Raw genomic sequence first — 22,320 nt, forward strand, 5'->3', positions numbered from 1 at the left:
GCCCCCCCCCCCCCCCCCCCCCCCCCCCCGGGCAGGGGCCAGTCCTCGGGGCAGGGCCAGAACCGGATGTGGTGGCGCTGCGCGGCGTTGCCGTCCACCTCCTGCTGGTAGGCGAACTCCTGGACCTTCCCGAAGAGCAGCAGGGGGCTCACGGGCGCCTCGGGGTAGGACCTGCGGGTCACGGAGGACTTCACGATCCCCCACCCCAGGGTGATGGGATCCGCGAGGGTCCACCCCGCCGCCGTCATGGCCGAGTGGATCTACTCCTCCGAGCCGTTCACGGCCAGGTTCACGGGGTCCCCCAGCAGCCCGTCCGGTGTCACGGTGCGCCCGATGAGGTAGGAGGGGACGTAGATGGCGGTCAGGGTGCGGTGCAGGCGCGGCAGGGCGAGGTACGCCATGAGCGCCCAGAACACGATGCTGTAGCCGATCAGGGTCCACGCGTTGCCCGCGCTGCGCAGGATCGCCGCCGCGAACACGAAGATCAGCACCATCACGACGCCGAAGAAGATGTTCTCCACCACGTCCATGCCCAGCCCGGCGCGCCGCCCCTGGACCTCCTCCGGTGGCCGCCGGTATTCCGCGGGCTGCCGCGGCGATTCGTACCTCTTCATGGTGTGACCGTTCCCGGGGGTGAACCCGTGCTGCGTGCCGGAGGACCCGCGGTGGTCACCGCACCGGGTGCGGACGCCCACGCCAGGCCCCGGGTCCGCACCGTCCCGCGCACCCGAGGCGATCCTAGGCGACCCGTGGTCCCGTTCGGGAGGACATGGGCGCGGCACGTCTGCCACGCACCGGGGCCCGCACCCGGTGGGCGGCGCGCGGTGCCCGCGGGGACGATGCACCCCAAAGTGGGGGCGGAGAAGACCCCGCTCCCCCGAGAACCGGCGGATAGCATGGAAAAGTACATGATGCCGTCGTGTAGTTCTCATCGCCTCCGAGGCGATCGGTGTGGGGTCACCGGGGAACCGGGATGCGCGGCATCACGATCATGGGGGAGACATCTGTGCTGACGTATTCACGCCTGGGCCGCTCGTTGCGGCCCACGCGCAACAAGACCACGAGTGACACCACGGCCGGAGTCTCGCACGGCTGGGTGCCCGCGGGGGAGCGCTGGATCGCCGTAGACGTCCACGAGCCGGCCCTGCCTGCCCGGGGGGCCACGGTGGTGCTTGCCGCGCCCCCGGGACGCGAGCGCGTCACGATGACCCGCACGGTGGTGCACACCGCCCGTGCGCTCGCCGCGGACGGCTGGCGGGTCGTGCGCTTCGACTGGTCGGGCACGGGGCAGAGCCCCGCGCACATCGACGCCACCGACGCGCAGCTCTGGGCCGAGGACCTGCGCGTGGTGCGTGACTGGGCCGGTCAGGGCGAGCCCGTGAGCGGAGTGGGCTTCAGCCTCGCGGGTGCCCTGCTCGCCGCGGACGACGACGCCGGCTGGGCGCACCGGCTCGTGCTCGCCCCGGTGTCCGGCAAGCAGTGGCTGCGCCACCAGAGCGCGTTGCGCCGCATGGCCGGGGCGGACCTGCCGCCCCGGATCACGGACGGCACCGAGCTCATGGACCTCCACCTGACCGCCACCGGCGCCGCCTCGGTCAAGGCCGTTCCCGCGCCCACCGCGGACGGGTCACGACGGATCGAGCTGCTGGACGAGGCGCAGACCGGTCCGCTCCCGCTCGACGTCCACCCGCGGGCGGCCACCGTTCCCGACCGGGTCACGAGTGCTGTGGTCCAGGCCGTGGGCGCGCAGGCACCCGCCCGCGGCTCGGAGACACGGTCGGCGGTCCGGGAGCCGTCCCCCGCTCAGGACATCACGGTGGACGTCGACGGCGCCGCCGTGCGCCTGCGCCGCACCACGAACGGGAGCGCGCAGCGCCCCGCCATCATCACCGAGCCGCTGGACCGCGCGCCCGCGGCACCCGGGCTGGCTCTCGTGTCCCCGGGTTCCGACGTCATGGAGGCCGCGGGCGGGCTGTGGTTGCGCACGGCACTGCTGGCTTCCGCGCGGGGCGCCGTGTGTCTGCTGGCCGAGCGCTCGGACACCGGGGAGCTCGTGTACGACCACGCTCCGTGGAACACCAACCCGTACGCCCGGCACACCGTGGTGGAGTGCCGGGAACTCCTCGAGCACATCGGGCAGCTCACGGAGGGTCCCCTGTTCGCCGCCGGGATCTGCCTGGGCGCCTGGGGACTCGTGGCGTGCGCCCGTGAGCTGCCCGCCGAGCTCGCGGGCCGCCTGACGCTGTACGTGATCAACAACATCGGCTGGCAGCGGGCGCCGCTGCGCTACTGGCGCCAGGGGGTGCGCAGCGGTCCGCTGGCTCCCCGGCTGCCGGGAGAAGACGCACCCGCCCCCACCGAGGACGCCGCCGCGGCACCCACCGGATCCACCGGGCGCTCCCTGCGCCGCGTCCTCACCACGCACGTGGGCAACGCCGCACGCACCGTGGTGCGGGGAACGCGAGCGCGCGCCCACGAGGCGTCACCCCGCGTCAACGCGCTCGCGGCGACCCTGGGGATCATCGACGTGCCGCACCCCGCGCTGCGGCAGCTGAGCCGCATTCCGGGGCTCACCGTCAACGCCGTGTTCGGTCCGGCGGACGCCGCGCACTCCAACGCCACCCCGGGACGCACGGGTCCCCGGTCGGCGATGCTGCTCCTGGAGCCCCTGGACCACTCGGTGTTCGCCACCGCCTCCCGGAACACGCTCACCGAGTACGTGGTGGGCGAGGTCACGGGGCGGGCGGCCGCCGCTCGCTGACGCCGCCGGTCCCCCACGACAGGTGCCCCGTGCCGCTCGGCACGGGGCACCTGTCCGGGTTCGCGGGACTCACACGGGATCGACGGCGGTGGCGGGGACCGCCAGTGCCCGCACCCGCGTGGCGGCCCGCACCGCGCGGGTGACGTCCCCGCTCACCGGGAGGTGGACGGTTTCCCCCGGCAGCACGTGGACGTAGCCGTCCTCGGCCACGGCGTCCACGGGGAGGTCCAGGGCCACGAAGCGCGCGAGTCCCTCCGCCGTGACGGCCACCGCCCATGCCTCCGAGCCGCTGTCCGTCACCGAACCACCGTCTGCCCCCGGGCCACCGGCTGCCGCCAAGTCACTAACCGCCTCCGGGCCACGGTCGTGCCGGGTGCGGCCGTCCGGCAGCTCGGCTGCGGTGCCGCTCCCAACCGCGGGGCGGCGCACCCACCGGGCGCTCAGTCCCGGATCGGCGGGGTGGTTGCGCCGCGGGCCACCGCTGAGGTGGACGTCCCGCGCCAGGAGGCGGCCCTCCCGGTCGAGCAGGTGCGCGGAGACCCCCTCGTACTCCCGCTCCCCGAAGCCGTACGCGTGGTCGAGGTCCCGGAACGTGCCGTCCGCGAGGTCCGCGCGGATCCTCAGCTCGCCGTGGGCGGGGACCGTGACGGGCACGTCAAGCGGATCCTGGCACCCACCCCGCACCGTGGCCACGGTCAGCCGGAGCGTCGCCGTGAGCGGTTCGGGGGCGTCGTTCCACACGTGCACGGGCAGACCGTCCCCGCCCGCGGGCACGAAGCACACCGCCACCGGCGCGCAGGCGCGGCGCATCCCGTACCACGCGGCGGTGGGCCGCCCGGTCACGTCCAGCACGCCCCAGCCGGCGCCCGGCGCGGTGGAGACCGCCGAGAGCACCAGGGCCCCCCGGCACGCGGAGCCGGCGCCGCGCCACTGCGCGAAGGTCCGCTGGAACACGTGGGCCAGGGCGGCGCGCTCGTACTCCAGCCGCCGCGCGTGATCGTTCGGCGGCTCCTGCGGTGCCGGGCGCGCGGGGGTTGCCAGGCCGGCGTCGGGATCGCTGTCCCGGTCCAGGAACAGCCTGTGGACGTAGCTCAGGGTGGTGTCCTCGAAGGTCCACGCCGCCCCGGGATCGTGCGCGAGACCGCGCCGCCACGCGGCGGCGGAGTCCGCGCCGTCGAGCGGCCCCTCCGTGCCGAACTGCGCGCGCACCACGACCGGCTCGGGCGGCACGGCGAAGGCCAGCGCCTCCGCGGCGAAGCGCACCCCTCGGGTCACGGCGTCCTCGAGCGGGCGGCCGTAGGCGCCCACCCCGAAGTAGTGGGACACCCCGTCCGCCGCGTCCACGGGCGAGCGCCGCGGGGGCTCCGCGGACGACGCCGCCCGCTCCCCCGCCGGGCGCGCGTCACCGCTCGGTGCGCCGGAGGGTCCCGGTGTGCGATCGGAGGGCTCAGGCCGGGAGCCGTAGGGTTCCGGTGCGGGGTCGGAGGAACCCGGCACGGCACCGGGATGGTTCGGCGCGGCACCCGGGCGGGCCGACATGGCACCCCCATGATCCGACGCGGCACCCGGGTGGTCCGGTACGTCGTCGGGGAGGCGCTGCGCGGCCCCGGGGTCGCGGTCCGCGGCGTCGGCGACGTGCCGTGCGGCGTCGTGGGCGCGCTGCGCCGCATCCAGGTGGGCGTCGGAGCAGGGTGAGGACGGGACCACCACCACCTGGGCGCCGGCCTCCCCCACGGCGGTGGGAACCTCGTGCAGGAGGATCTCCGGGACCCACTGCTGCGCGGGTCGTCCCGCGAGCACGGGGGCCTGGATCACCTCGGTGCCGCCGGAGATCACGGCGGTGGAGGGATGGGCCGCGAGGCGTGCGGCGAGGGCGCGGACCTCGTGCCGCAGTTCGTGGCGCCACTGCGGGTCGTCAGGCGGGTCCAGGGGTCCGAGTGGGACGTCCTGCCACACCATGAGCCCCAGTCCGTCGCAGGCCCGGTGGAAGTCCTCGGTCTCGTGGCAGCCGGTGCCGGGAATCCGGAGCATCGTGGTTCCGGCATCCCGCAGCCGGTGGAGCAGCTCCCGGGTGCGCTCCGGGGCGGCGGCCACCTCGAAGGGGTCCGCTCCCGGCCACACCGCACCCCGGGCGAACACGGGGACGTCGTTGACCCGCAGCGCCAACCCCTGCAGGTTGTCGTTGCGGGGTTCGGCGGTGACGGTGCGGAAACCCACGAGGAACCCGTGCTCGGTGTCCCCGGCTGAGACCCGCACCCGGTAGAGGTTCTGCTCCCCCATCCCGTGGGGCCACCAGAGACGGGGGTCCGGCACGGTGAGATCCGCGCCGTACACCACGGCCTCGCGTCCGTCCACGGCTGCGGGGTCGTCCATCGCAGCCGTCTCCGTGGGCCCAATGATGCTGAGATTTCGCGTGGTGCGCTCGTGTGGGGCCGCTGCTCCGGCCGCGAGTCCCCCGGTGCCGGAGGGACCGACGGGGTGCGTGCTCACGCGCACCGTCGGCGGGGTGGCGGGCGCGGCGCCGGGCGGCGCGGTCCAGCGCACCGTCACCACGCCGTCACCGTTCTCTGCCACCCGGGTGCGGACCGCCACGGCGGGGTCCACCGGCCGGCGTGCTGCCACGGCGGCCGGACGGACGGCGGCGGAGATGTCGGCCGCGGTGGTCTGTGCGGGCCCAGCAGGTGCCGGGGCCACGGCGTCGTCCGCGCGCACCGTAAGCCGGGCAGGCACCGGGGCGGTGGCGTCCGGGTGCGCCACGGGCCGCACGTCGAGACCACCCCACGGGCCCAGGACCTCGCGCGCGCCGGGCCAGTCGATGGAACCCGTGAGCGGGGTCCGGCGCCAGCGCATGGAACGGTCGGCGACCAGTGGGGACAGCCACCGGGCACGCGGTTTCCGCGGAACCGGGATGCTGGTGGTGGGCAGGATGCGCAGCGTGATCCCGCACTCGCCGGCGGGCAGCTCCACCGTGACGTTCCACGGCGCGAACGCGGTGTCCGAGGCGTGGACCTCGCGGCCCGCCACGAGCAGCCGCGCCACGGTGGCCACCCCCGCGGAGGTGAAGCGGTGGGGACCGCCCGGGGTGTGCACGCGCGTGCGGTACTCCCACACGGTGTCCGGGGTGGCCGCGTCCAGAACCGGGTCCACGGCGCTCTCGCCGAGGGCGTCACGGAGCGCGCCGGAGACGGTTCCGGGAACGCGCGCCGCGATGCCGCGGGTCAGGGGCCCGTCCGGCTCCGCCCCGGGGTCGCTGCGGTGCAGCGTCCACGAGGCGCGGGCCAGCGGGTCGGGCTCGGGCGCGGGCGTCATTCCCCGGAACCGAGGGCGCGGCGCACGGCGGCCATGCCGGCGTCGTAACCGGTCACGAACGCCTCGGCGGACGCGTCGATGCGCGGCGTGCGGCCCCGTGCCACCCGGGCGAGCTGGAACTGCAGGGTCTTGGCCGCCGCCGCGGCGGTGTCCAGGGACTCCGCGGCCTCGAGCAGCGTCATGATCCCGAGGTCACCGGGCCACTGCTCGGCGCCCTCCGCGAGGTAGCGGCACGCGTGCGCCGCCAGTCCCGCGGTGAGTCCCGCCTGGCGGGTGGTGGCGAAGGAGTAGACGTGGAAGTAGTCCATCCCCCGCTCCGCGATCACGGGCAGCTCGTCGCGGATCGCCGCGGTGAGCCGGCGGGCCGGGCTCTCGGCCGGTGCGCGCCGCACGTGCGCGCGCGCCAGCTCCACACCGTGGCGCCACAGCTCCTGCGGCGCCAGACGGTGCATCCCGTCCAGGCGGACCAGCTCCACGTACGGGAACGGCACCATCCCGGACCGCGCTCCCGGGCCCAGCGTGTTGTCCAGGTCCGCGCCGGAGAGGACGTGCACGCCGTCGTTGTGCAGGTACACGAGCTCACCGGCCGCGGGGTCCAGGCGCAGCGGGACGATCGAGGTCTTGGAGTGCTGCATCCCGTACGAGACGCCCTCGGTGTCCGGGAGGTGGTACGCGTCCACCTCCACGATCAGGGCGTCCCCGCGGGACATGGCGCACTGCAGGTGCTCGCACAGGGGACGCCACGTGTCGTACTCCCCCACCATGAGCCCGTAGAGCTCCTCGATGTCCTCCTGGCGGGGCTTCAGGAACTCCCACTGGTCCCCCAGGAAGTCGGCGCTGAACGCGGCCGCCAGCATGGGGACCGGGTCCAGACCGAGAACCGCGGTCAGCCCGATCCACACGTCCATGTAGCAGTTGGTGGGTGACCACGGTTCCGCGGGATCGTGCAGCACGGACCGGGGTGCGTCCGCCGCGGTGAGCGACTCGCACCCACGCACGGCCAGGGTCCCGGTGCCGAACGGGCGACCGCCGAACTCCCTGGCCGGCGCGTCACTGCGGTTCTCGGTGAGTGCGGTCATGACAGACCCAGCTCCTGGCGCACGGAGGCGGGCCACGCGGCGACGTCGAAACCGTGCTTCGCGGCGAGCGCCAGTGCCACGCGCTCCAGACCGAAGCCGAAGCACGCGGAGTGGGCCACGGCGCCGTCGGCGGTGTGCAGGTCGAAGGCCTCCCCGAAGTGCTCCTCGTGCAGGTTGGCCGAGGCGATCGCCGTGGGGTGGCCCGGGTAGACCTCCGTGAGGATCTCGAACTTCAGCTGCGCCTCGCGCTGACCCGCGCTGAGCAGCTTGCCCGCGCGGCCGAAGAACGGGTCGTTCGCGGTGTCCGCCTCGACCGTCAGGCCCAGTGCACGCAGCAGGTCCGTGCCCGCGGCGAGCCACTTCTCGCGGTGCTCGTCCGCCTCCTGCGGGGTGCCGAGGCGCACGGCCTCGAACATCCGGAAGGTCACGAAGCGCATGGGGTCCGGGCTGGGCTCGTGGCGGTAGCACTCGCCCATGAGCTCGAACACGGTGCCGTCCACCTGCGAGCCCTCGAGGTACGCGTACAGCGGGTGGCACACCGCCGGGACCAGCGCGTGGCCGGCCGGCGAGAGCTCGCCCGACCAGTCGCCGCCGTCCTCGTACATCGAGAGCAGCTTGCGGTGGGCCTTGTTGTCCCCCTCGAACGCGGAGATCGTGCCCAGCAGCTGCGGGAAGGAGGCCACGTAGTCCGTGCGCTCCAGCAGCCGCGTGCCGTTGACCGGTGGGAAGCGCAGCCGCCGCGTCCCCGCCTCCGGGGAGAGCTCCGCCGCGATCCTGCGGGCGGCCGCCGCGATGCCCTGCACCACGTCCTCGGCCTGGGGCCCGAGCCCGTTCACGCCGTCGCCCAGGGTGGGCAGCAGCCAGTCGTTGGCCTCGAGGCCCGCGCGGAACGTGTCCTGCTGGGTGGCGAGGTCCTGGTGGGTGTCCATGATGGTCATCGTTGTCCCCTCGAGACGAGTTGCATGGTGGCGGTGTGCTGCAGGATGCGGTCGTTGTTGACCATGAGTGACGGACCGATGCTGTCCCGGTACAGCCGGGCCAGGCTCACGGGCGAGCGGTTGGCGAAGCCCGTGATCCCCACGATCACCAGGGCGTCCCCCACGATCCGCCGCACGGCCTCCGCGCCGGAGACCTTCAGCGTGTTCATGGCGATCGCGAACTGCATGGACTCGCACGTGGCGGGGTCCTCCCACGCGGCCTCGTAGCGGGCCACGGAGGCGCGCACCACGTCCGTCATGGACTGCAGCTGCACCTCCAGCTCCGCCAGGCGCAGTGCCGAGGGCGGTGTGGTCCCCGGGGTCTTGCGGGCGGCCTTCTGGACCACGGACCGGGCGGTCAGCCCGGCCTGGGTGGCCATCCCGAGCCACGCCGAGGCCCACAGGCAGTGGGCGGCCGGGAGCATGGTCTGCGCCGAGATGGTCTCGAACAGCGTGGCGAACATGGCGTCCGCACGGGTGGTGGCGTCCAGCTCGAAGGACTCGGAGCACGTGCCCCGCATCCCGAGCGCGTCCCAGCCGCGCTGGCGCTCCAGCTGCAGGTCCGCCGCCTCCACCACCAGGAGCACCTGGTCGCTCGACGCCGCGTCCTCGCTGCGGCGGGCGGTCACCAGGATGGCGTCCGCGTACGCACCGTAGGAGATCACGGGGCAGGTCTTGTGCAGGACCACCCGGCCCTCGCCGATCGGGCGCACCGCGCACGTGGAGGTGCGGGTGTTGCCGCCGATGTTCACCTCGGTGGTGGCCGAGGCCAGTAGCAGCCCCTCGGACGCCACCCGGCGGGTGAAGTCCCGCAGGTGGTCGGTGTCCGCGTGGCGGGTCAGGCACAGCACCTGCGAGTGGTGCATGGCCAGGATCATCGCGGTGGACGTGCACTCCCGGCCCACGCGCTCCAGCATCCGGCACAGCTCGGTGATGCTGTAGCCCAGCCCGCCGTCCGTCTCCGCGATGGGAGCGGCCAGCAGCCCCTGGGCGCGTGCCTCGTCAATGGCCTCCCGCGGGAAGCGGCCCTCCTCGTCCACGGCGGCCGCGAACTCGCGCGCCACGCGGGCCACGGCCTCCGCGCGCGCGGCCACGCGCTCGGCGCGGTCCTCGGGCTCCTCGCCCCGCGACGCGGGGGTCTCGGTCAGAACGGTGGTCTCAGTCATTCTGGATCGCCTCCACGGCGTCGGTGATGGACTGCACGGACGTGAACGTGGCCTTGGTCAGGCGCTCCTCGGGGAACTCGATGTCGAACTCGTCCTCCAGGCCCAGCATCACGTTCACGGAGGCGTGCGAGGTCATGCCGGCGCGGTACAGGTCCGCGTCCGCGGCAATGCTCTGCGCGTCCTCGGAGAGCTTGCCCTGCTCGGCGAGAACCTCGCGCACGGTGGTCTCGATGGCGGTGGAATCCATGGTGTGAACCTCTTTCGGTTGATTGCTTGGTCTTTCGTGCCGCGGTCCGGGCGCCTCGCGACCGCCGCGGTGGTGCTCCGCCGTGACCCGGGAGGTCACGGCGCACCGGGTCAGCACACGGCGAGCGCCACGGCCATGGCGAAGCCGCCGTCGTGGGAGGTGGTGACGCTCCACTCCCGCAGCCCCCTGCGGTGGGCCAGGAGCCGCGCGGAGTCCCGCAGCTGCACCCGGGGTTCTCCGTGCGCCGCCGAGCGGATCATGATGTGGGGCCAGGGCACGGCGTCGTCTCCGCCGGGCCGCAGGACCTTCATCACGGCCTCCTTGGCGGCGAAGCGCCCCGCCACGGACTCCGCCGACGGCGCGCCCTCCCCTCCCCGGGTGAGGTCCGCGACCTCCTCCGGGGAGAACACGGCACGCAGGTAGCGCTCGCCACGCCGCTCCAGCGCCTCGGCCACCGGAGCGACCGCCTGCAGGTCGCATCCCATTTGGGGAGCGTGCGGCACGGTCATGACGCACCCCCGGAGGTCACGTCCCGGAACTCGGGAGCCACCGACGGCCGGGGTGCGCTCCGCTCCAGGTGGAGCCGGTCCGCCCAGCGGCCCAGGGCCACCGTGGCGGCGGGACGCCAGCACTCGAACGTGTGCCCGCCGTCGCACGAGCCCGCCGCCCCGTACTCGGTGTACTCGCCCTTCACACCCCGGGAGTCGAGCTCACGGGCGAACGCGGCGGTGGTGTCCCGCAGGGCGGGTTCGATGTCCCCCGCCTGGCCGTTGCCCTTGCCCGCGAAGAGCTGCACGCGCACGTCCTTGAGCTTCCCGCTCTGGGCCAGGGGGTCGTGGGCCTGCCACTGCTCGTCCGTGGTGGTGCTGCCGTCCCCGAAGACCGAGTCCGTCTTCCCGGTGCTCTGCTGGGAGGCCTCGGTGAAGTACTGGCGGGCGTCCGAGGACGAGAGATCCAGCAGACCGGACAGGCTGACGGCCTCCCCGAAGAGATCGGGACGGTCCTCGGCGTAGCGCACGGCGCCGTAGCCCCCCATCGAATTGCCGAGGACCAGTCGGTGGTCGCGGTCCGCGGCCGTGGACAGGTGCGAGTCCACCCACGGCACCACCTGCTCCAGGTGGAACGTCTCCCAGTTCTGTATCGTCTTCTCGTGGTCGGCCCAGTCCGTGTACCACCCCTGCTGGCCGCCACTGAGGACGACCGTGATCACGGGCAGACCACCGGTGACCTGCTCCGCCTGCCCGGCTTCGTACCACTGCAGTGCGGGAGCGTCCGTGGCCCCGCTGCCGGGCAGCATGTACACCACGGGGTAGGCAACGGCGGGGTCGTAGTTCTCCGGGGTGATGACCACCACGGAGTTGCGTCCCCCGGGCGCGTCGGGGGAGACGGCATCGGTCTGCACCTCCAGCTCCACGGCCCGGGGCGAGAGCCCGCGTGCCCCGCTGACGGTGATCCCGTCCGCCTGCCGCCGGAGCGCCTCCGGGTCCGCGAACCCCGTCTGCTTCACGGCCTGGGCGTCGAAGCCCATGGCCGGGGCGGACGTGGCAGCGGGCTCGGGTCCACCCGTGCCGCACGCCGTCAGCAGCGCGGTCGTGAGAGCGCCGGCCACGAGCACTCGCAGGGCGCCCCGGCCGGAGCGGCGGGGGTTCGTGCTGTGTCCTGTCATGCGGCGCACGGCGCCACCTTCCCCTCGGTCTGTCCGCCCAGTCCCACGGCGGCGTCGATGATCTGCAGTGCGGCGAGGCGCGAGGAGTGCGCCTGCAGCGAATGGTCCAGCTCGGGGACGTAGACCACCTCGATCCGGCGGCCCTGCCGTGTCAGCCGGGCCAGGCCCTCCTCGCCGCGCTCCCCCCGGAACAGCAGCCCGTCCTCGGGGCCGAAGTACAGGGACAGCTCGGCACCTCGTGTGGCGTACTCCATGACCACCTCCGGCACGTTCGGGATGTTGCGCCGTCCCAGGACCAGCCACACGGGATAGGGCATCCGGCGGCGCACCCTGTTCTTGATCCGGGTGCGCCAGCCCTCGGCCAGTTCCACGTCCATGGCGGTCCGCAGCTTCTCCAGCACGGCGTCCACGTCCCAGTTGCGGTAGAGCCGCTCGTAGTAGCGCTCGGTGGCCCGCCACGACACGTTGTTGATCACCACGCGCCGGGTCATCGCACTCGTGGGCGGGGCCATGGCCACGAGCCAGCCGCCCAGGCAGAGTCCCGCCCCCGTGACCTCCTCACCCGTGCGCTCCCGCAGCCATCCGGCACCCATGTCCAGGTCCCACATGCCCTGGGCCGTGTACGGGTTGACGTCCTTGACCTCGTCCAGTCCGGCGGCGTCGCCGCAGTGGTGGCGTTCCACGCGCAGCGCGGGAACGCCGCGGGCGGCGAGCCGTCGGGCCTGCACGGTCCACAGTCCCGTGGGACCGTCCTTGGGATCCACGGCGGGCGGGGCGAGCAGGACGGCGCCCGCACCGGTTCCGTGCCGGCCCACCGGATGCGTGTAGGACGCCGGGAGCCGGTCCGGCCCGAGCTCCAGCAGCTCCTCCTCGACGTCCACGCCGAACTCCGCGACGTGCAGCCGGGCTACGGTCACCGGCCGCCACCCGCTGACGTCCGCCCATTCGGCGCGAGGCACGGGAGCACCGGACGGGTCCTCCAGCCGGGCCACGAGCGCGGCAATGGCCTCGGGGCTCGCCTTCGCGTAGATGGTCGCCACCCCGTAGAGCTTCTTGGCCACCCTGCGGTCCTGTTCGCGCACCGGCACGAGCCCCGGCGCGGCGACCAGTCGGGGCTCCGGCAGGGCCCGGACGGTCTCGGCCTCCTCGTCCGTGAAGTGCATGCCCCCGATCTCCACGCCGTGTTCCGTCTCGGGTGGGAGCGGGAGCCCGCTCACGCGCCGCAGTCCCGTGTACTGCCGCATGTACGCGGCGCCGGAGACCGGTTCCCAGAGCAGGCGGGTGCCGAAGGGCAGAGTGGACGTGGCGAGGATCGCGGCCCCGATCCGCAGGCCGATCCCGTGCACGGGAAGCTCCGGGCCCACCAGTTCACGAGCGGTGCGGTACGCCACGGCAATGTCCTCGTGCCACACGGCCACGGGATCGCTGCCCGCGGGGCGCTCACCGGACTCGCTGGTCCCGCTCCACGCCAGCCGGATGGCGAGCCAGCCCTCGGCGGCCGCCCGGGCCGCGACGAGGCGCATGCTGCGGCGGCTCACCACCTCCTCGCGGGCCAGGGCGGGCACCACGATCACGGCACCGCGCACACGACCGTCCGCGGGGCCGTGGAGCCACGCCTGAATGGTGTGCTGCTCCCCCGCCAGAAAAGTTGCCTGACCGGCAATACGCATGTTTCTCCCCAGTTCCGCACCGGATGCGCCTCAGCCGCGCACCGGTGCTTCGCTCCCGCCCTCCCGACGGGCACCTTCCCGCGGTCGATTCCCCCGCCGCGAGAAGCGTTCCCCTGCCCGATCCTCGCGTTCCCCGCCGGGATCGTGCAGCTTTGCACTCACAAATCATAGCCCGGGGTCCTGAGGGAGTGGCCGTGCCCGCCGTCCCCTAATGTGTGTTTTTGCATTGAGATGACTGTTTTTCCCGTTCCGACCTGTGGTTTCACGCGGTTGTACCTACATGAGCCCACACAGATTTGTGGTCATTGTGGCGGCGTGGCGTTCTGCGCGGTGATTATGATGGTGAACGGTTGGCGGTTGCCGATAGCGACCGCCGATCATGTTTTCGCATTCCCGCTGAATTTCCGGGAATGGCGGTGGACCTGGGGAGGTCCGCCGCAACTGGGGGAGAGCCGGACGCCGCTCCGGCTTTCATTGGGGGAGGAGAAAGCGTGTCACCACGCGTCCTGATCGTAGGTCTGAACTATTCACCGGAACACACGGGCATCGCCCCGTACACCGCCGGCATGGCCCAGGCCCTGCGCGAGTCCGGCTGGGACGTGGAGGTCATCACCGGCCTGCCGCACTACCCGCAGTGGCGCATCCACGACGGGTACCCGCGCACCGGCGATCCGCACGAGGTCATCGACGGCGTGCCCGTCCTGCGCGTCCCGCACCCCGTGCCGCACGACGCCGGCCAGCTGCGCCGCCTCGGCATGGAGATCGTCTTCGGGCTGCGCGCCGCCACGGCACCGTGGGGCAGGCCCGACGCCGTCGTGGTCGTCACCCCGGCGCTGTTCGCCTCGGCGATCGTGCGGGTGCGCGCCGCACTGACCCGGACCCCCGTGATCGCGTGGGTGCACGACATCTACACCGCCGGCCTGTCGGAGACGGGTGCGGCCGGTGGACCGGTCACGCACATGATGCGCGCCGTGGAGGGGACGTTCCTGCGCTCGTGCAGCGGCGCCGTCGTGATCCACGACCGGTTCGCGGACTACCTCCGGGGCCACATGGGAGTGGCCGCGGAGCGCATCACCACCGTGCGCAACTGGACCCACATCTCCGAGGCACCCACCGTGGACACCGATGCCCTGCGGCGGCGGTTCGGCTGGGGCCCCGAGGACGTGGTGGTGCTGCACACCGGCAACATGGGCGCCAAGCAGGACCTGACCAACGTGGCCGCGGCCGCTCAGGTGGCCGAGCGCACGGGGGCCCCGCTGCGCTTCGTGCTCGTGGGCGGTGGGCACCAGCGCCCGCAGCTCGAGCAGCTTGCCACCACCACGCCGCGCTTCGAGGTGCTGCCCAGCGTGGACAACGACACCTACGCCGGGCTGCTGCGCGCGGCGGACGTCCTGCTGGTCAACGAACGTCCCGGGCTCACGGAGATGTGCGTGCCCAGCAAGCTCACCAGCTACTTCACCGCGGACCGCCCCGTGCTCGCGGCCGTCGAGGCCGCCGGCCCCTCAGCCGCGGAGCTCGCCGCCGCGGACGCCGGGATCCGGGTGCGGCCCGGGGATCCGGAGGCACTGGTGGAAGGCGCCATGCAACTGCACGACGAGTGGATCACCACCGGCGGAGCCACCCACCGCGGGGGGCGCCGCTACGTCCGCGAGGTCCTGAGCAGGGGCGCCGCCGTGCGCTCCTTCGTCTCCGCGGTGGCGAAGCTGCTGCCCGTCACAACGGAGCACCGGGCGCCCGCCACCGTCAATTCCTGACACACCGGGGCCACGGTCCCGACGAACACCATCCACTAGGGGAGAGAACATCATGGGCAAGAAAGCGCTCATCACGGGCATCACCGGGCAGGACGGTTCCTATCTGGCGGAACTGCTGCTGTCCAAGGGCTACGAGGTGCACGGCCTGATCCGCCGCGCGTCCACCTTCAACACGTCGCGCATCGACCACCTGTACCAGGACCCCCACAACACGGACGCGCGCATGTTCCTGCACTACGGGGACCTCTCCGACGCGGCCCGCCTGGTCACCCTCATGGGCGAGATCGACCCGGACGAGGTCTACAACCTGGCCGCGCAGTCCCACGTGCGCGTGTCCTTCGACGAGCCCGAGCACACCGGTGACACCACGGGGCTCGGCACCGTGCGCCTGCTCGAGGCCGTGCGCCGCGCCGGTGTGAAGTGCCGCTTCTACCAGGCCTCCACGTCCGAGCTGTTCGGGGCCACCCCGCCGCCGCAGAACGAGGACACCCCCTTCTACCCGCGCTCGCCCTACGGCGCGGCGAAGATCTACTCGTACTGGATCACCAAGAACTACCGCGAGGCGTACGACATGTTCGCCGTGAACGGGATCCTCTTCAACCACGAGTCCCCCCGCCGCGGCGAGACGTTCGTGACCCGCAAGATCACCCGCGCAGTGGCCGCCATCGCCGCGGGCAAGCAGGAGCACCTGTACATGGGCAACCTCGACGCCGTCCGCGACTGGGGCTACGCCGCCGAGTACGTGGAGGGCATGTGGCGCATGCTGCAGGTGGACGAGCCCGAGGACTTCGTGCTGGCCACCGGCCGGCCGAGCACCGTGCGCGAGTTCCTGGAGACCGCGTTCGAGCACGCCGGACTGGACTGGGAGAAGCACGTGCGCTTCGACGAGCGCTACCTGCGCCCCACCGAGGTGGACGCCCTGATCGGTGATCCCTCCAAGGCGGAGCAGAAGCTCGGCTGGAAGGCCACCGTGCACGCCCCCGAGCTCGCGCGCATCATGGTGGACGCGGACCGCACCGCCCTGGAGTGCGCCGGGTCCCCGTGGATCGACACCGTCAAGCAGGAGATCTGGGCACCGGGGCACGCCGCATGAGCACGGAGCCGAACAGCGAGGAGCACATGACACACACCGGACCGGACTGGCCCCGCACCGTCAGCGACCCCGCCGACGCCCGCACCACCGACGACGTCGACTACTCGCCCCGTGAGCTGGACCGCTCCGCCCCGTTCTACGTGGCGGGGCACCGGGGCCTGGTGGGCTCCGCGATCTGGCGTCACCTGGAGAGCCAGGGATTCGAGAACCTGATCGGGGCCACGTCCCGGGAGCTGGACCTGCGGGACCGCGACGCCGTGGAGGCCTTCATGGCGCGGCACGCGCCGCGCTACCTGGTCCTGGCGGCCGCGAAGGTGGGGGGGATCGGGGCCAACAGCACCCGCCCCGTGGACTTCCTCTCCGACAACCTGCGCATCCAGCTCAACGTCCTGGACGCCGCGCGGGCCGCGGGGGTGGAGCGCGTGCTGTTCCTGGGCTCGTCCTGCATCTACCCGAAGCTCGCGGAGCAGCCGCTGCGGGAGAACGCGCTGCTGACCGGGTACCTCGAACCCACCAACGATGCGTACGCGATCGCGAAGATCGCGGGCATCCTGCACGTGCAGTCCGTGCGTCGGCAGTACGGGCTGCCCTGGATCTCGGCCATGCCCACCAACCTGTACGGACCCGGGGACAACTTCTCCCCCGCCGGTTCGCACGTGCTGCCCGCCATGATCCGCCGCTACGACGAGGCGGTGCGCAACGGGGACACCGAGATCACCAACTGGGGTTCGGGTTCACCGCGCCGCGAGTTCCTGCACGTGGACGATCTCGCGTCCGCGTGCCTCTTCCTCCTGGAGCACTACGACGGCCCGCAGCAGGTCAACGTGGGAGTGGGCGAGGACGTCACGATCAAGGAACTCGCCGAGCTCGTGGCCACCGCCACCGGTTATCGGGGCGTCACCCACTGGGACGCCTCCAAACCGGACGGGACCCCGCGCAAGCTCATGGAGGTCTCCCACCTGACGTCGCTCGGGTGGACGGCCGCCATCGACCTGCCCACGGGTCTCGAGGACACCGTGGCGTGGTACCGGGCGCACCGGGACTCCGCCAGGGGCATGTGACTGCTCCACGGAACGCACCACCGCGCGACGAAGGCGGGCGGCCCCACGGGCCGCCCGCCTTTTTCGTGCCCGCCCGTACCGCCCCCTGCCGCCGGATCGGATTCCCGCCGGTCGATCCGCGGCGGGCCCGGGCCGGTACGGATGGTCCGCGAACCGTGGGGTGCGGGCGGCGTCGTCGTGCGGCACCGGCCGGGGAGCGGGTCACCGCGAGGTGCGGGCCGCCGAGGAGGGACGCGCTGCCGGTGAGGCGCGGCGGCCGCGGCAGGACCAGGCCCCGAGAAGAGCTTGGGGGCGGCTCAGAGCAGCGTGAGCCAGCAGGCCCCGAGGCCCACCACGCTGAGCCCCACCGCGAACCAGAACGAGCGCCAGGGCGCCGCCCTGCCGATGAACAGGTAGGCCACGAGCACCACGGTGAATTCACGCGCCACCAGGACGGTGGCCCCGAGGTGCAGGTCGAAGGACGCCACCCACGCGATCACCGCGCCGAACACCATGCCGATCACGGGGCCCACGAAAGTCTTCCACGCACTACCCGTGCGCACGAGCAGCACCGAGGCGGCCCACGAGAGCACGCCCGGGAAGGACACCATGGCGATGAACGGCACCATGGACATCGCGGGAATCCACTTCTCCCCCAGCAGCGGGGTGAGCACGATGGCCGCGACCTGGGCCGCCAGCACGCCCACGACCGCCAGCAGCAGGGCGCGGAACAGGTAGTGGTCGCTGGCGTCCCGGACGTCCTCCTCGGTCTCCTTGTCGGCGACCCCCACGCGGACCATGTTGGCGGTCGACGCCGCCAGTGCGTCACCGGGGGCGCGACCCACCGCGCTGCCCGCGGTGTACGTGCCGAGCACCGCGGTGCCGGCGAAGACCGTCATGAACAGGCGCTCCGCCTGACCCTGGAACCAGGCCAGCAGTGCGTAGCCGGACATGGCGCCCATGTCCGAGAGGATGGACTGCTTGCCCGGCGCGGAGTGCGGGATGGGCAGGGTGTTGCGCCGCGCGCGCCGCCAGCACAGCACCGCGAAGGCGCCCTCGGTGACGGCCAGCTGCAGGGACGGGCCCAGCAGCGAGTGGGTCAGCACCAGCGTGGTGCCGCCCACCGTGAGACCCAGCAGGGCGGCCCGCAGCTGCAGCCGGGCCAGCGCACCCCACTGGCTGGTGGCCTGCAGTGTGCCCACGTAGAGCAGACCCAGTGCACCGAACCCGGGTGCGAGCGCCACGGGGAGCACCTGGAAGAACTCGCCCCAGTTCTCCAGCGTGCCGTTGTGCAGCAGGAAGAGCATCAGACCCGCGAGGATCGCGAAGGCCACCACGGGCATGATCACCCGGTAGCGGTTCATGATCCGCATGCCCCCGGGCTCCGTGAGCACGCGCATCACCGCGAACCGGGCGCCGGAGTCGATGGTCACCTGGATCGCCGTGTAGAGCAGGGTGACCACGTTGTAGATGCCCACGTAGTGCGGGGACGTGAAGGCCGCGAGCGTGAGGAGCACGATCGCGGAGGACATCCGCGGGATGATCCGCTCGATGAGCGACTTGATCTGGTTCAGCACGGGACGGACTCCACCACGGTGGCGTTCATCATGACCTGCCGTCGGGCGTAGGCGCGGTTGCGCGGCCGCATCCCGGCCACCGTGGCGTCGAGCTGCGAGCGTGTGGCCACCGGGTAGAACGGCGCCCCGCCGTTCTCCACCAGCCACGGCCTCCCGGAGGCATGCGCCCACGCGGTGTAGGCACGGACGACTTCCGGGTCCGTCATGACCCGCTGCGCGTAGCCGGGTGCGCCGGAGATCTGATCCGGGCTGAGCCGGTACCCGATCACCGGCGCAGCCGCCTTCACCACGCGTGCACCGTTCAGCAGGGCATCGCACCACAGGACGTAGTCCTCGGCGGAGGATGCCGTGGCGTAGGCGTTGGCGTCCAGCAGGGTCTGGCGGCGAGCCAGGAGACTCGGGTGGAACAGCGGGTTGGTGAAGGGCAGCAGGAGACCTACTTCCTGCGACGTCAGCGAACCGGGGTACGAAGGCCTCGGTACGGCGCCCCCGCCGAATCGGATCCCGCTGCCGCACACGATGTCCGCCCTTCGCATGGCCGCCATCTCCACGCGGAACCGCCACGGCATGCACAGGTCATCGGCGTCCATCTTGGCCACGAACTCGCTGTCCGTCGACTCGAGAGCACGGCGCATGCACGCCACGGTTCCCACGTTCTCGGGATTGCTCCGCACGACGACGCGGGCGTCCGTGACGCGCCGAGCCGCCCGCTCGGTCTCGGCGTCCGGTCCGTCCACCGAGACCACGAGTTCGGAATCACGCGGCATGGCGCGCAGTGTGGAGCGCATGGCGCGCTCGATGGTCGTCTCCGCCCGGTACGCAGGCATGATGACGCTCAGAAATGGCATTTCTTCTCCCCAGCAATGGTGGTGCACGGCGCAGGCATCCCCTGCCTGCCGCACGGTGTGATGGAGCTCAGTGGTGCAGCGACCGCCCCTGCCACGGTGCCCGGACGGTCTGCGGGGACTCCGGTTCCAGGGGCTGGCCCGTGTCGTGGGAACGGCGGAAGACGCGTTCCGCGATCCAGAGCGCCCACAACGGCAGGATCGACAGCGTCACGAAGACCTCGAACGATTCCAGCTGGCCCACGATGCCCTGGAACACCAGGGTGGACCCGATGGTGGCCAGGAGCACCCTGTTGGTCTCGCTGCGACTGCGGCTGTAGGCATCCGAGACGGCGGCCGAGAACATCCCCAGGAGAAAGTATCCCCCGACCACTCCGATCAACCCGAAGTTCAGCATCATCTCGGAGCTGAATCCCGGGACCACGTAGATCTGGTCCTCGCCGCCGAGCAGGTCGTAGCCGGAAACCTCGACCATGGACCTGAATGGATTCTCCGCGCCCAGGCCCGCGAAGTGCAGGAGCGCCAGGGGAACACTGATCAGCGCGCTCCACACGGTCTCACCGTGAAGGGAACCGTGGAGCGCGGTGTGGTTGGATGCCCAGGCCGCCATGGAGAATCTCCCCCACTGCCAGTCGACGAAGGACCAGGGATCCGTGGTGGCGCCCACTCGCTGCGAGGTGGTCAGGATGATGAATCCGACCAGCGCGACACCCCCGACCACCATCAGTGGCCATCGCAGGATGTTGATCCGAGGAAGCATGAGAGCCAACAGCGGGAAGGCCACGTACGCGATCTCGGCCCGCCCCCCGTTCCACGTCGCGCTGACGGCCAGTGTTGCGAGACCTGCCGTCAAGAGGACCATGTTCCACACCGCGGGACCCGGTGCGCGTTTGCGGGAGGCCAGGACCAGGATCAGGAGGGTCACGGCCCACGGCAACCAGCCGGCCAGGAAGGCGTAGCGTGCATTGCCGCCGTCCACCGCGATGATGCGACCGCCGGTCTGGTCGGTGGTCGCGCCCATGACCTTCAGCAGACCGAACGCACCGGCCCCGGCGAGCACGAGGGCCACTCCCCCGACGCCCACCCGGTGGGCCGCCGCGAACGAGTACAGGTTCTCGGGATCCAACGGCCGGCGGGGCACGTCACAGGAACCGCCGCGTGCCGGGAAGAGGTGCGGCCGCGGGACCACGAGACCCGCCCACAGGGCGCAGCTGCCCAGGAACGTGGCCCACGCGGCCGCGGTCAGCCCCGAGGTCGAGCCCACGGGATCCCCCGTGAGCACCTCGTAGAAACCGCGGTCCTTGGACCAGCCCAGGACATGGGCGAACCCCGAGAGGACGTTGGCCAGGAGGAAGTTGAGCACCATCCACAGCCGCAGGTTCAGCCCGTCCACCTGACGCGTGCGGATGTGGATGAGAGCCAGCACGCCCACCACCGTGGAGGCCGTCAGCAGGACGACGGCGCTCGCGACGGGATTCATCGCGTCCACCGTTCTCAGACCAGTCCGGAACGACCGCGCGAAGACCGCACCTTGTTGGCCACGATGGACACGGGAGCGCCGCGGAATCCTTCGACCGCGGTCTGCAGCCGGTCCGAGGACACACCGCCGGGCACCGTGACCAGCAGGATCTCGTCCGAGAGCTCGCCGAGCACCACCGCGTCCGCGGATTCACCCAGCGGCGAGCAGTCGAGGATCACCACGTCGAACTCGGCGCGCAGCTCCTGGATCAGCGCCACCATGGGCTCGGAGCACACCAGGTCGCTGGAACGGGAGGTCGGGGACCCCGCCGGAAGGAACGTCAGCCCCTGTTCGAGCTGCACGGTGCTCTGGTTCGCCGGAGCACGGTGCTCCACGAGGTCGCAGATCCCGAGATGGGTCTGCTGCGCCAGCAGCTCGGTCATCCCGCGGTCCGCGAGGTGGGCGTCCACGAGCGCCACCCGGCTGCCGAGTCCCACGAAGCTGCGGGCGAGTTCCAGGGCCACGGTGGTGGCGCCGTCTCCCGAACGGTCACCCGTGACCGTGAGGACCGCGCAGCCGTCCACCTGCGGCAGCACCTCGGCGTGGCGCTGCTGTAGTCGCGACCGCAGCGCGGTGATCTGCGGGGTCGACTCCCCGGACGCGGACCGCTCGAGCGCGGCGGGTTCGAAGCTGCGCGCATCACTCAGCGTCTTGACCCGCGGCACGGATGCCACGAGCGAGGCCCCCGGAATCCTGCGCAGCTCCTCCGCCGTGCGGGGGCGGCGGACGAGACTTCCCATGATGAACGCGAGAACCACGCCGATCAGGGCACCCACGGCCAGTCCGATCAGGGGATAGGTCCAGGACGGGATGCCGCTGGCCTTGTCCGGTCGCTGCGCCTTGCTGAGGACCGTGGCCTTGACGGCGCCCGCCCTGTTCGCGACCTCCGGGGACAGTGACCCCACGCCCTCGGTCAGTTCCTTGGCGACGCCGTTCGCGACCTTCTCGGCCTCGTCCGGGGTTTCCGCGGAGGCATCGACCTGGATGATGGAGGTGGCAGTGGGGTTGGTGACGTCCAGCATGCTCTGGAGGTCCGCAACGCTCTTGCCCACCCCGGTGTCCTTGGCGACGGGCTCGAGGACGTAGGGCGACGTCGCCACCGTGGCGTAGGACTTCAGCTCACGCGACAGGTACGTGGCCGCCTGGTTGAGCTCGGTGGCGGAGTCACTCGTGGGAATCGACACGTAGAGCTGGGCCGTGGCCACGTACTTCGCGGGGAGCACGAGCGACAGCAGGCCCCCGGCAAGCGCTCCCACCAGCGTCAGCGCGGCAATGACCTTCCACCATCTCTTCATTACATCGACGTAGTCTCGCAGCGTCATGCGTCCTCCCAGCCCCTTGTCATGACGGATCGGCGGCATTCCCCCGAGTGCTGCCCAGCACTGCGAAGGGCCGGCCTCGGCCCACCCGTCTCTCCCCAGTAGATGTTTGCCAGTCTAACGGCCGAATTCACCATCATGAACACGGCGGTAGTTTCCCGGGAATAACTTTGTAGCCACATTGGGGGATAAAAATCCCATTTCTTCGAAGCGAAAGATGCAGCGCACTCCCGCCCCAGCAGGGAATGCACGAATATCGCACGAGAAATCCCATGACTGCGACAACTACCGGTCACCC

General features: G+C 72.0%; 18 protein-coding genes. 4 read left to right on the top strand and 14 right to left on the bottom strand.

From position 1 onward, the window contains the following. Together C1C97_RS12780 and C1C97_RS12785 are read right to left on the bottom strand one after the other, a co-directional pair. On the bottom strand, positions 1-248 hold a 248-nt coding region (locus C1C97_RS12780; protein ID WP_407657292.1), incomplete at its 3' end, for an LssY C-terminal domain-containing protein. A 12-nt stretch (positions 249-260) separates the two neighbouring features. Continuing rightward, positions 261-614 carry a hypothetical protein gene (locus C1C97_RS12785; RefSeq protein WP_407657293.1) on the bottom strand — a complete coding sequence of 118 codons (354 nt, stop codon included), beginning with the start codon at positions 612-614 and terminating at the stop codon, positions 261-263. A 359-nt stretch (positions 615-973) separates the two neighbouring features. Here C1C97_RS12785 and C1C97_RS11825 point away from each other — a divergent pair, with 359 nt between their 5' ends. Further along, positions 974-2,761, top strand: coding sequence for an alpha/beta hydrolase (locus C1C97_RS11825; RefSeq protein ID WP_121032038.1), 1,788 nt, complete (start codon positions 974-976; stop codon positions 2,759-2,761). Between the two features lie 69 nt (positions 2,762-2,830). On the opposite strand, the gene C1C97_RS11830 is transcribed toward C1C97_RS11825, so the two are convergent. From C1C97_RS11830 to C1C97_RS11865, 8 genes are all read right to left on the bottom strand, one after another. Continuing rightward, positions 2,831-6,070 carry a glycoside hydrolase family 2 protein gene (locus tag C1C97_RS11830; RefSeq protein WP_121032040.1) on the bottom strand — a complete coding sequence of 1,080 codons (3,240 nt, stop codon included), beginning with the start codon at positions 6,068-6,070 and terminating at the stop codon, positions 2,831-2,833. Beyond that, positions 6,067-7,149, bottom strand: a complete 1,083-nt coding sequence (locus tag C1C97_RS11835; protein ID WP_110920191.1) for a DUF1839 family protein — start codon at positions 7,147-7,149, stop codon at positions 6,067-6,069. Before C1C97_RS11835 ends, C1C97_RS11830 begins: the two co-directional genes overlap by 4 nt. Continuing rightward, positions 7,146-8,078: a class-II aminoacyl-tRNA synthetase family protein gene (locus tag C1C97_RS11840; RefSeq protein ID WP_233542922.1), complete on the bottom strand. Its 933-nt coding sequence runs from the start codon at positions 8,076-8,078 to the stop codon at positions 7,146-7,148. The genes C1C97_RS11835 and C1C97_RS11840 overlap by 4 nt, the downstream gene beginning before the upstream one ends. Before the next feature lie 5 nt (positions 8,079-8,083). Next, the gene (locus tag C1C97_RS11845) at positions 8,084-9,292 is read right to left on the bottom strand and encodes an acyl-CoA dehydrogenase family protein (protein WP_121032042.1); all 1,209 of its coding nucleotides are present in this window, start codon (positions 9,290-9,292) and stop codon (positions 8,084-8,086) included. Beyond that, the gene (locus tag C1C97_RS11850) at positions 9,285-9,539 is read right to left on the bottom strand and encodes an acyl carrier protein (RefSeq protein ID WP_110920194.1); all 255 of its coding nucleotides are present in this window, start codon (positions 9,537-9,539) and stop codon (positions 9,285-9,287) included. Before C1C97_RS11850 ends, C1C97_RS11845 begins: the two co-directional genes overlap by 8 nt. 110 nt (positions 9,540-9,649) lie before the next feature. Continuing rightward, entirely contained in the window at positions 9,650-10,024 is a 375-nt protein-coding gene (locus C1C97_RS11855) for a holo-ACP synthase (protein ID WP_233542923.1), read from the bottom strand. 20 nt (positions 10,025-10,044) lie between these two features. Further along, positions 10,045-11,205: an alpha/beta hydrolase gene (locus C1C97_RS11860; RefSeq protein ID WP_121032087.1), complete on the bottom strand. Its 1,161-nt coding sequence runs from the start codon at positions 11,203-11,205 to the stop codon at positions 10,045-10,047. After that, positions 11,202-12,875 (bottom strand): alpha/beta hydrolase family protein, encoded by a 1,674-nt coding sequence (locus tag C1C97_RS11865; protein ID WP_233542924.1) that lies wholly within the window; start codon positions 12,873-12,875, stop codon positions 11,202-11,204. Before C1C97_RS11865 ends, C1C97_RS11860 begins: the two co-directional genes overlap by 4 nt. A 491-nt stretch (positions 12,876-13,366) precedes the next feature. Here C1C97_RS11865 and C1C97_RS11870 point away from each other — a divergent pair, with 491 nt between their 5' ends. Genes C1C97_RS11870 through C1C97_RS11880 form a run of 3 tightly spaced genes read left to right on the top strand, consistent with a single transcriptional unit; the run spans position 13,367 to position 16,783 of the window. Then, on the top strand, positions 13,367-14,629 hold the full coding sequence (locus C1C97_RS11870) for a glycosyltransferase family 4 protein (protein ID WP_121032044.1): 1,263 nt from the start codon (positions 13,367-13,369) through the stop codon (positions 14,627-14,629). A gap of 52 nt (positions 14,630-14,681) precedes the next feature. After that, complete coding sequence (gmd, locus tag C1C97_RS11875; RefSeq protein WP_110920197.1) at positions 14,682-15,722, top strand: GDP-mannose 4,6-dehydratase; 1,041 nt, start codon at positions 14,682-14,684, stop codon at positions 15,720-15,722. A gap of 26 nt (positions 15,723-15,748) precedes the next feature. Further along, positions 15,749-16,783 carry a GDP-L-fucose synthase family protein gene (locus C1C97_RS11880; protein ID WP_199712263.1) on the top strand — a complete coding sequence of 345 codons (1,035 nt, stop codon included), beginning with the start codon at positions 15,749-15,751 and terminating at the stop codon, positions 16,781-16,783. 296 nt (positions 16,784-17,079) lie between these two features. Here C1C97_RS11880 and C1C97_RS11885 read toward each other — a convergent pair whose 3' ends face one another. From C1C97_RS11885 to C1C97_RS11900, 4 genes are all read right to left on the bottom strand, one after another. Next, complete coding sequence (locus tag C1C97_RS11885) at positions 17,080-18,339, bottom strand: lipopolysaccharide biosynthesis protein (protein WP_110920358.1); 1,260 nt, start codon at positions 18,337-18,339, stop codon at positions 17,080-17,082. Further along, positions 18,333-19,187 carry a glycosyltransferase family 2 protein gene (locus C1C97_RS11890; protein ID WP_110920357.1) on the bottom strand — a complete coding sequence of 285 codons (855 nt, stop codon included), beginning with the start codon at positions 19,185-19,187 and terminating at the stop codon, positions 18,333-18,335. Before C1C97_RS11890 ends, C1C97_RS11885 begins: the two co-directional genes overlap by 7 nt. Before the next feature lie 67 nt (positions 19,188-19,254). Then, positions 19,255-20,664 carry an oligosaccharide repeat unit polymerase gene (locus C1C97_RS11895; RefSeq protein ID WP_121032048.1) on the bottom strand — a complete coding sequence of 470 codons (1,410 nt, stop codon included), beginning with the start codon at positions 20,662-20,664 and terminating at the stop codon, positions 19,255-19,257. A 14-nt stretch (positions 20,665-20,678) separates the two neighbouring features. Further along, positions 20,679-22,025, bottom strand: a complete 1,347-nt coding sequence (locus C1C97_RS11900; protein ID WP_158591158.1) for a polysaccharide biosynthesis tyrosine autokinase — start codon at positions 22,023-22,025, stop codon at positions 20,679-20,681. Positions 22,026-22,320 lie beyond the last annotated feature (295 nt).

The sequence above is a fragment of the Kocuria tytonis genome, from assembly GCF_003226895.2.
In the GTDB taxonomy this organism is placed as follows: Bacteria; Actinomycetota; Actinomycetes; order Actinomycetales; family Micrococcaceae; genus Kocuria; species Kocuria tytonis.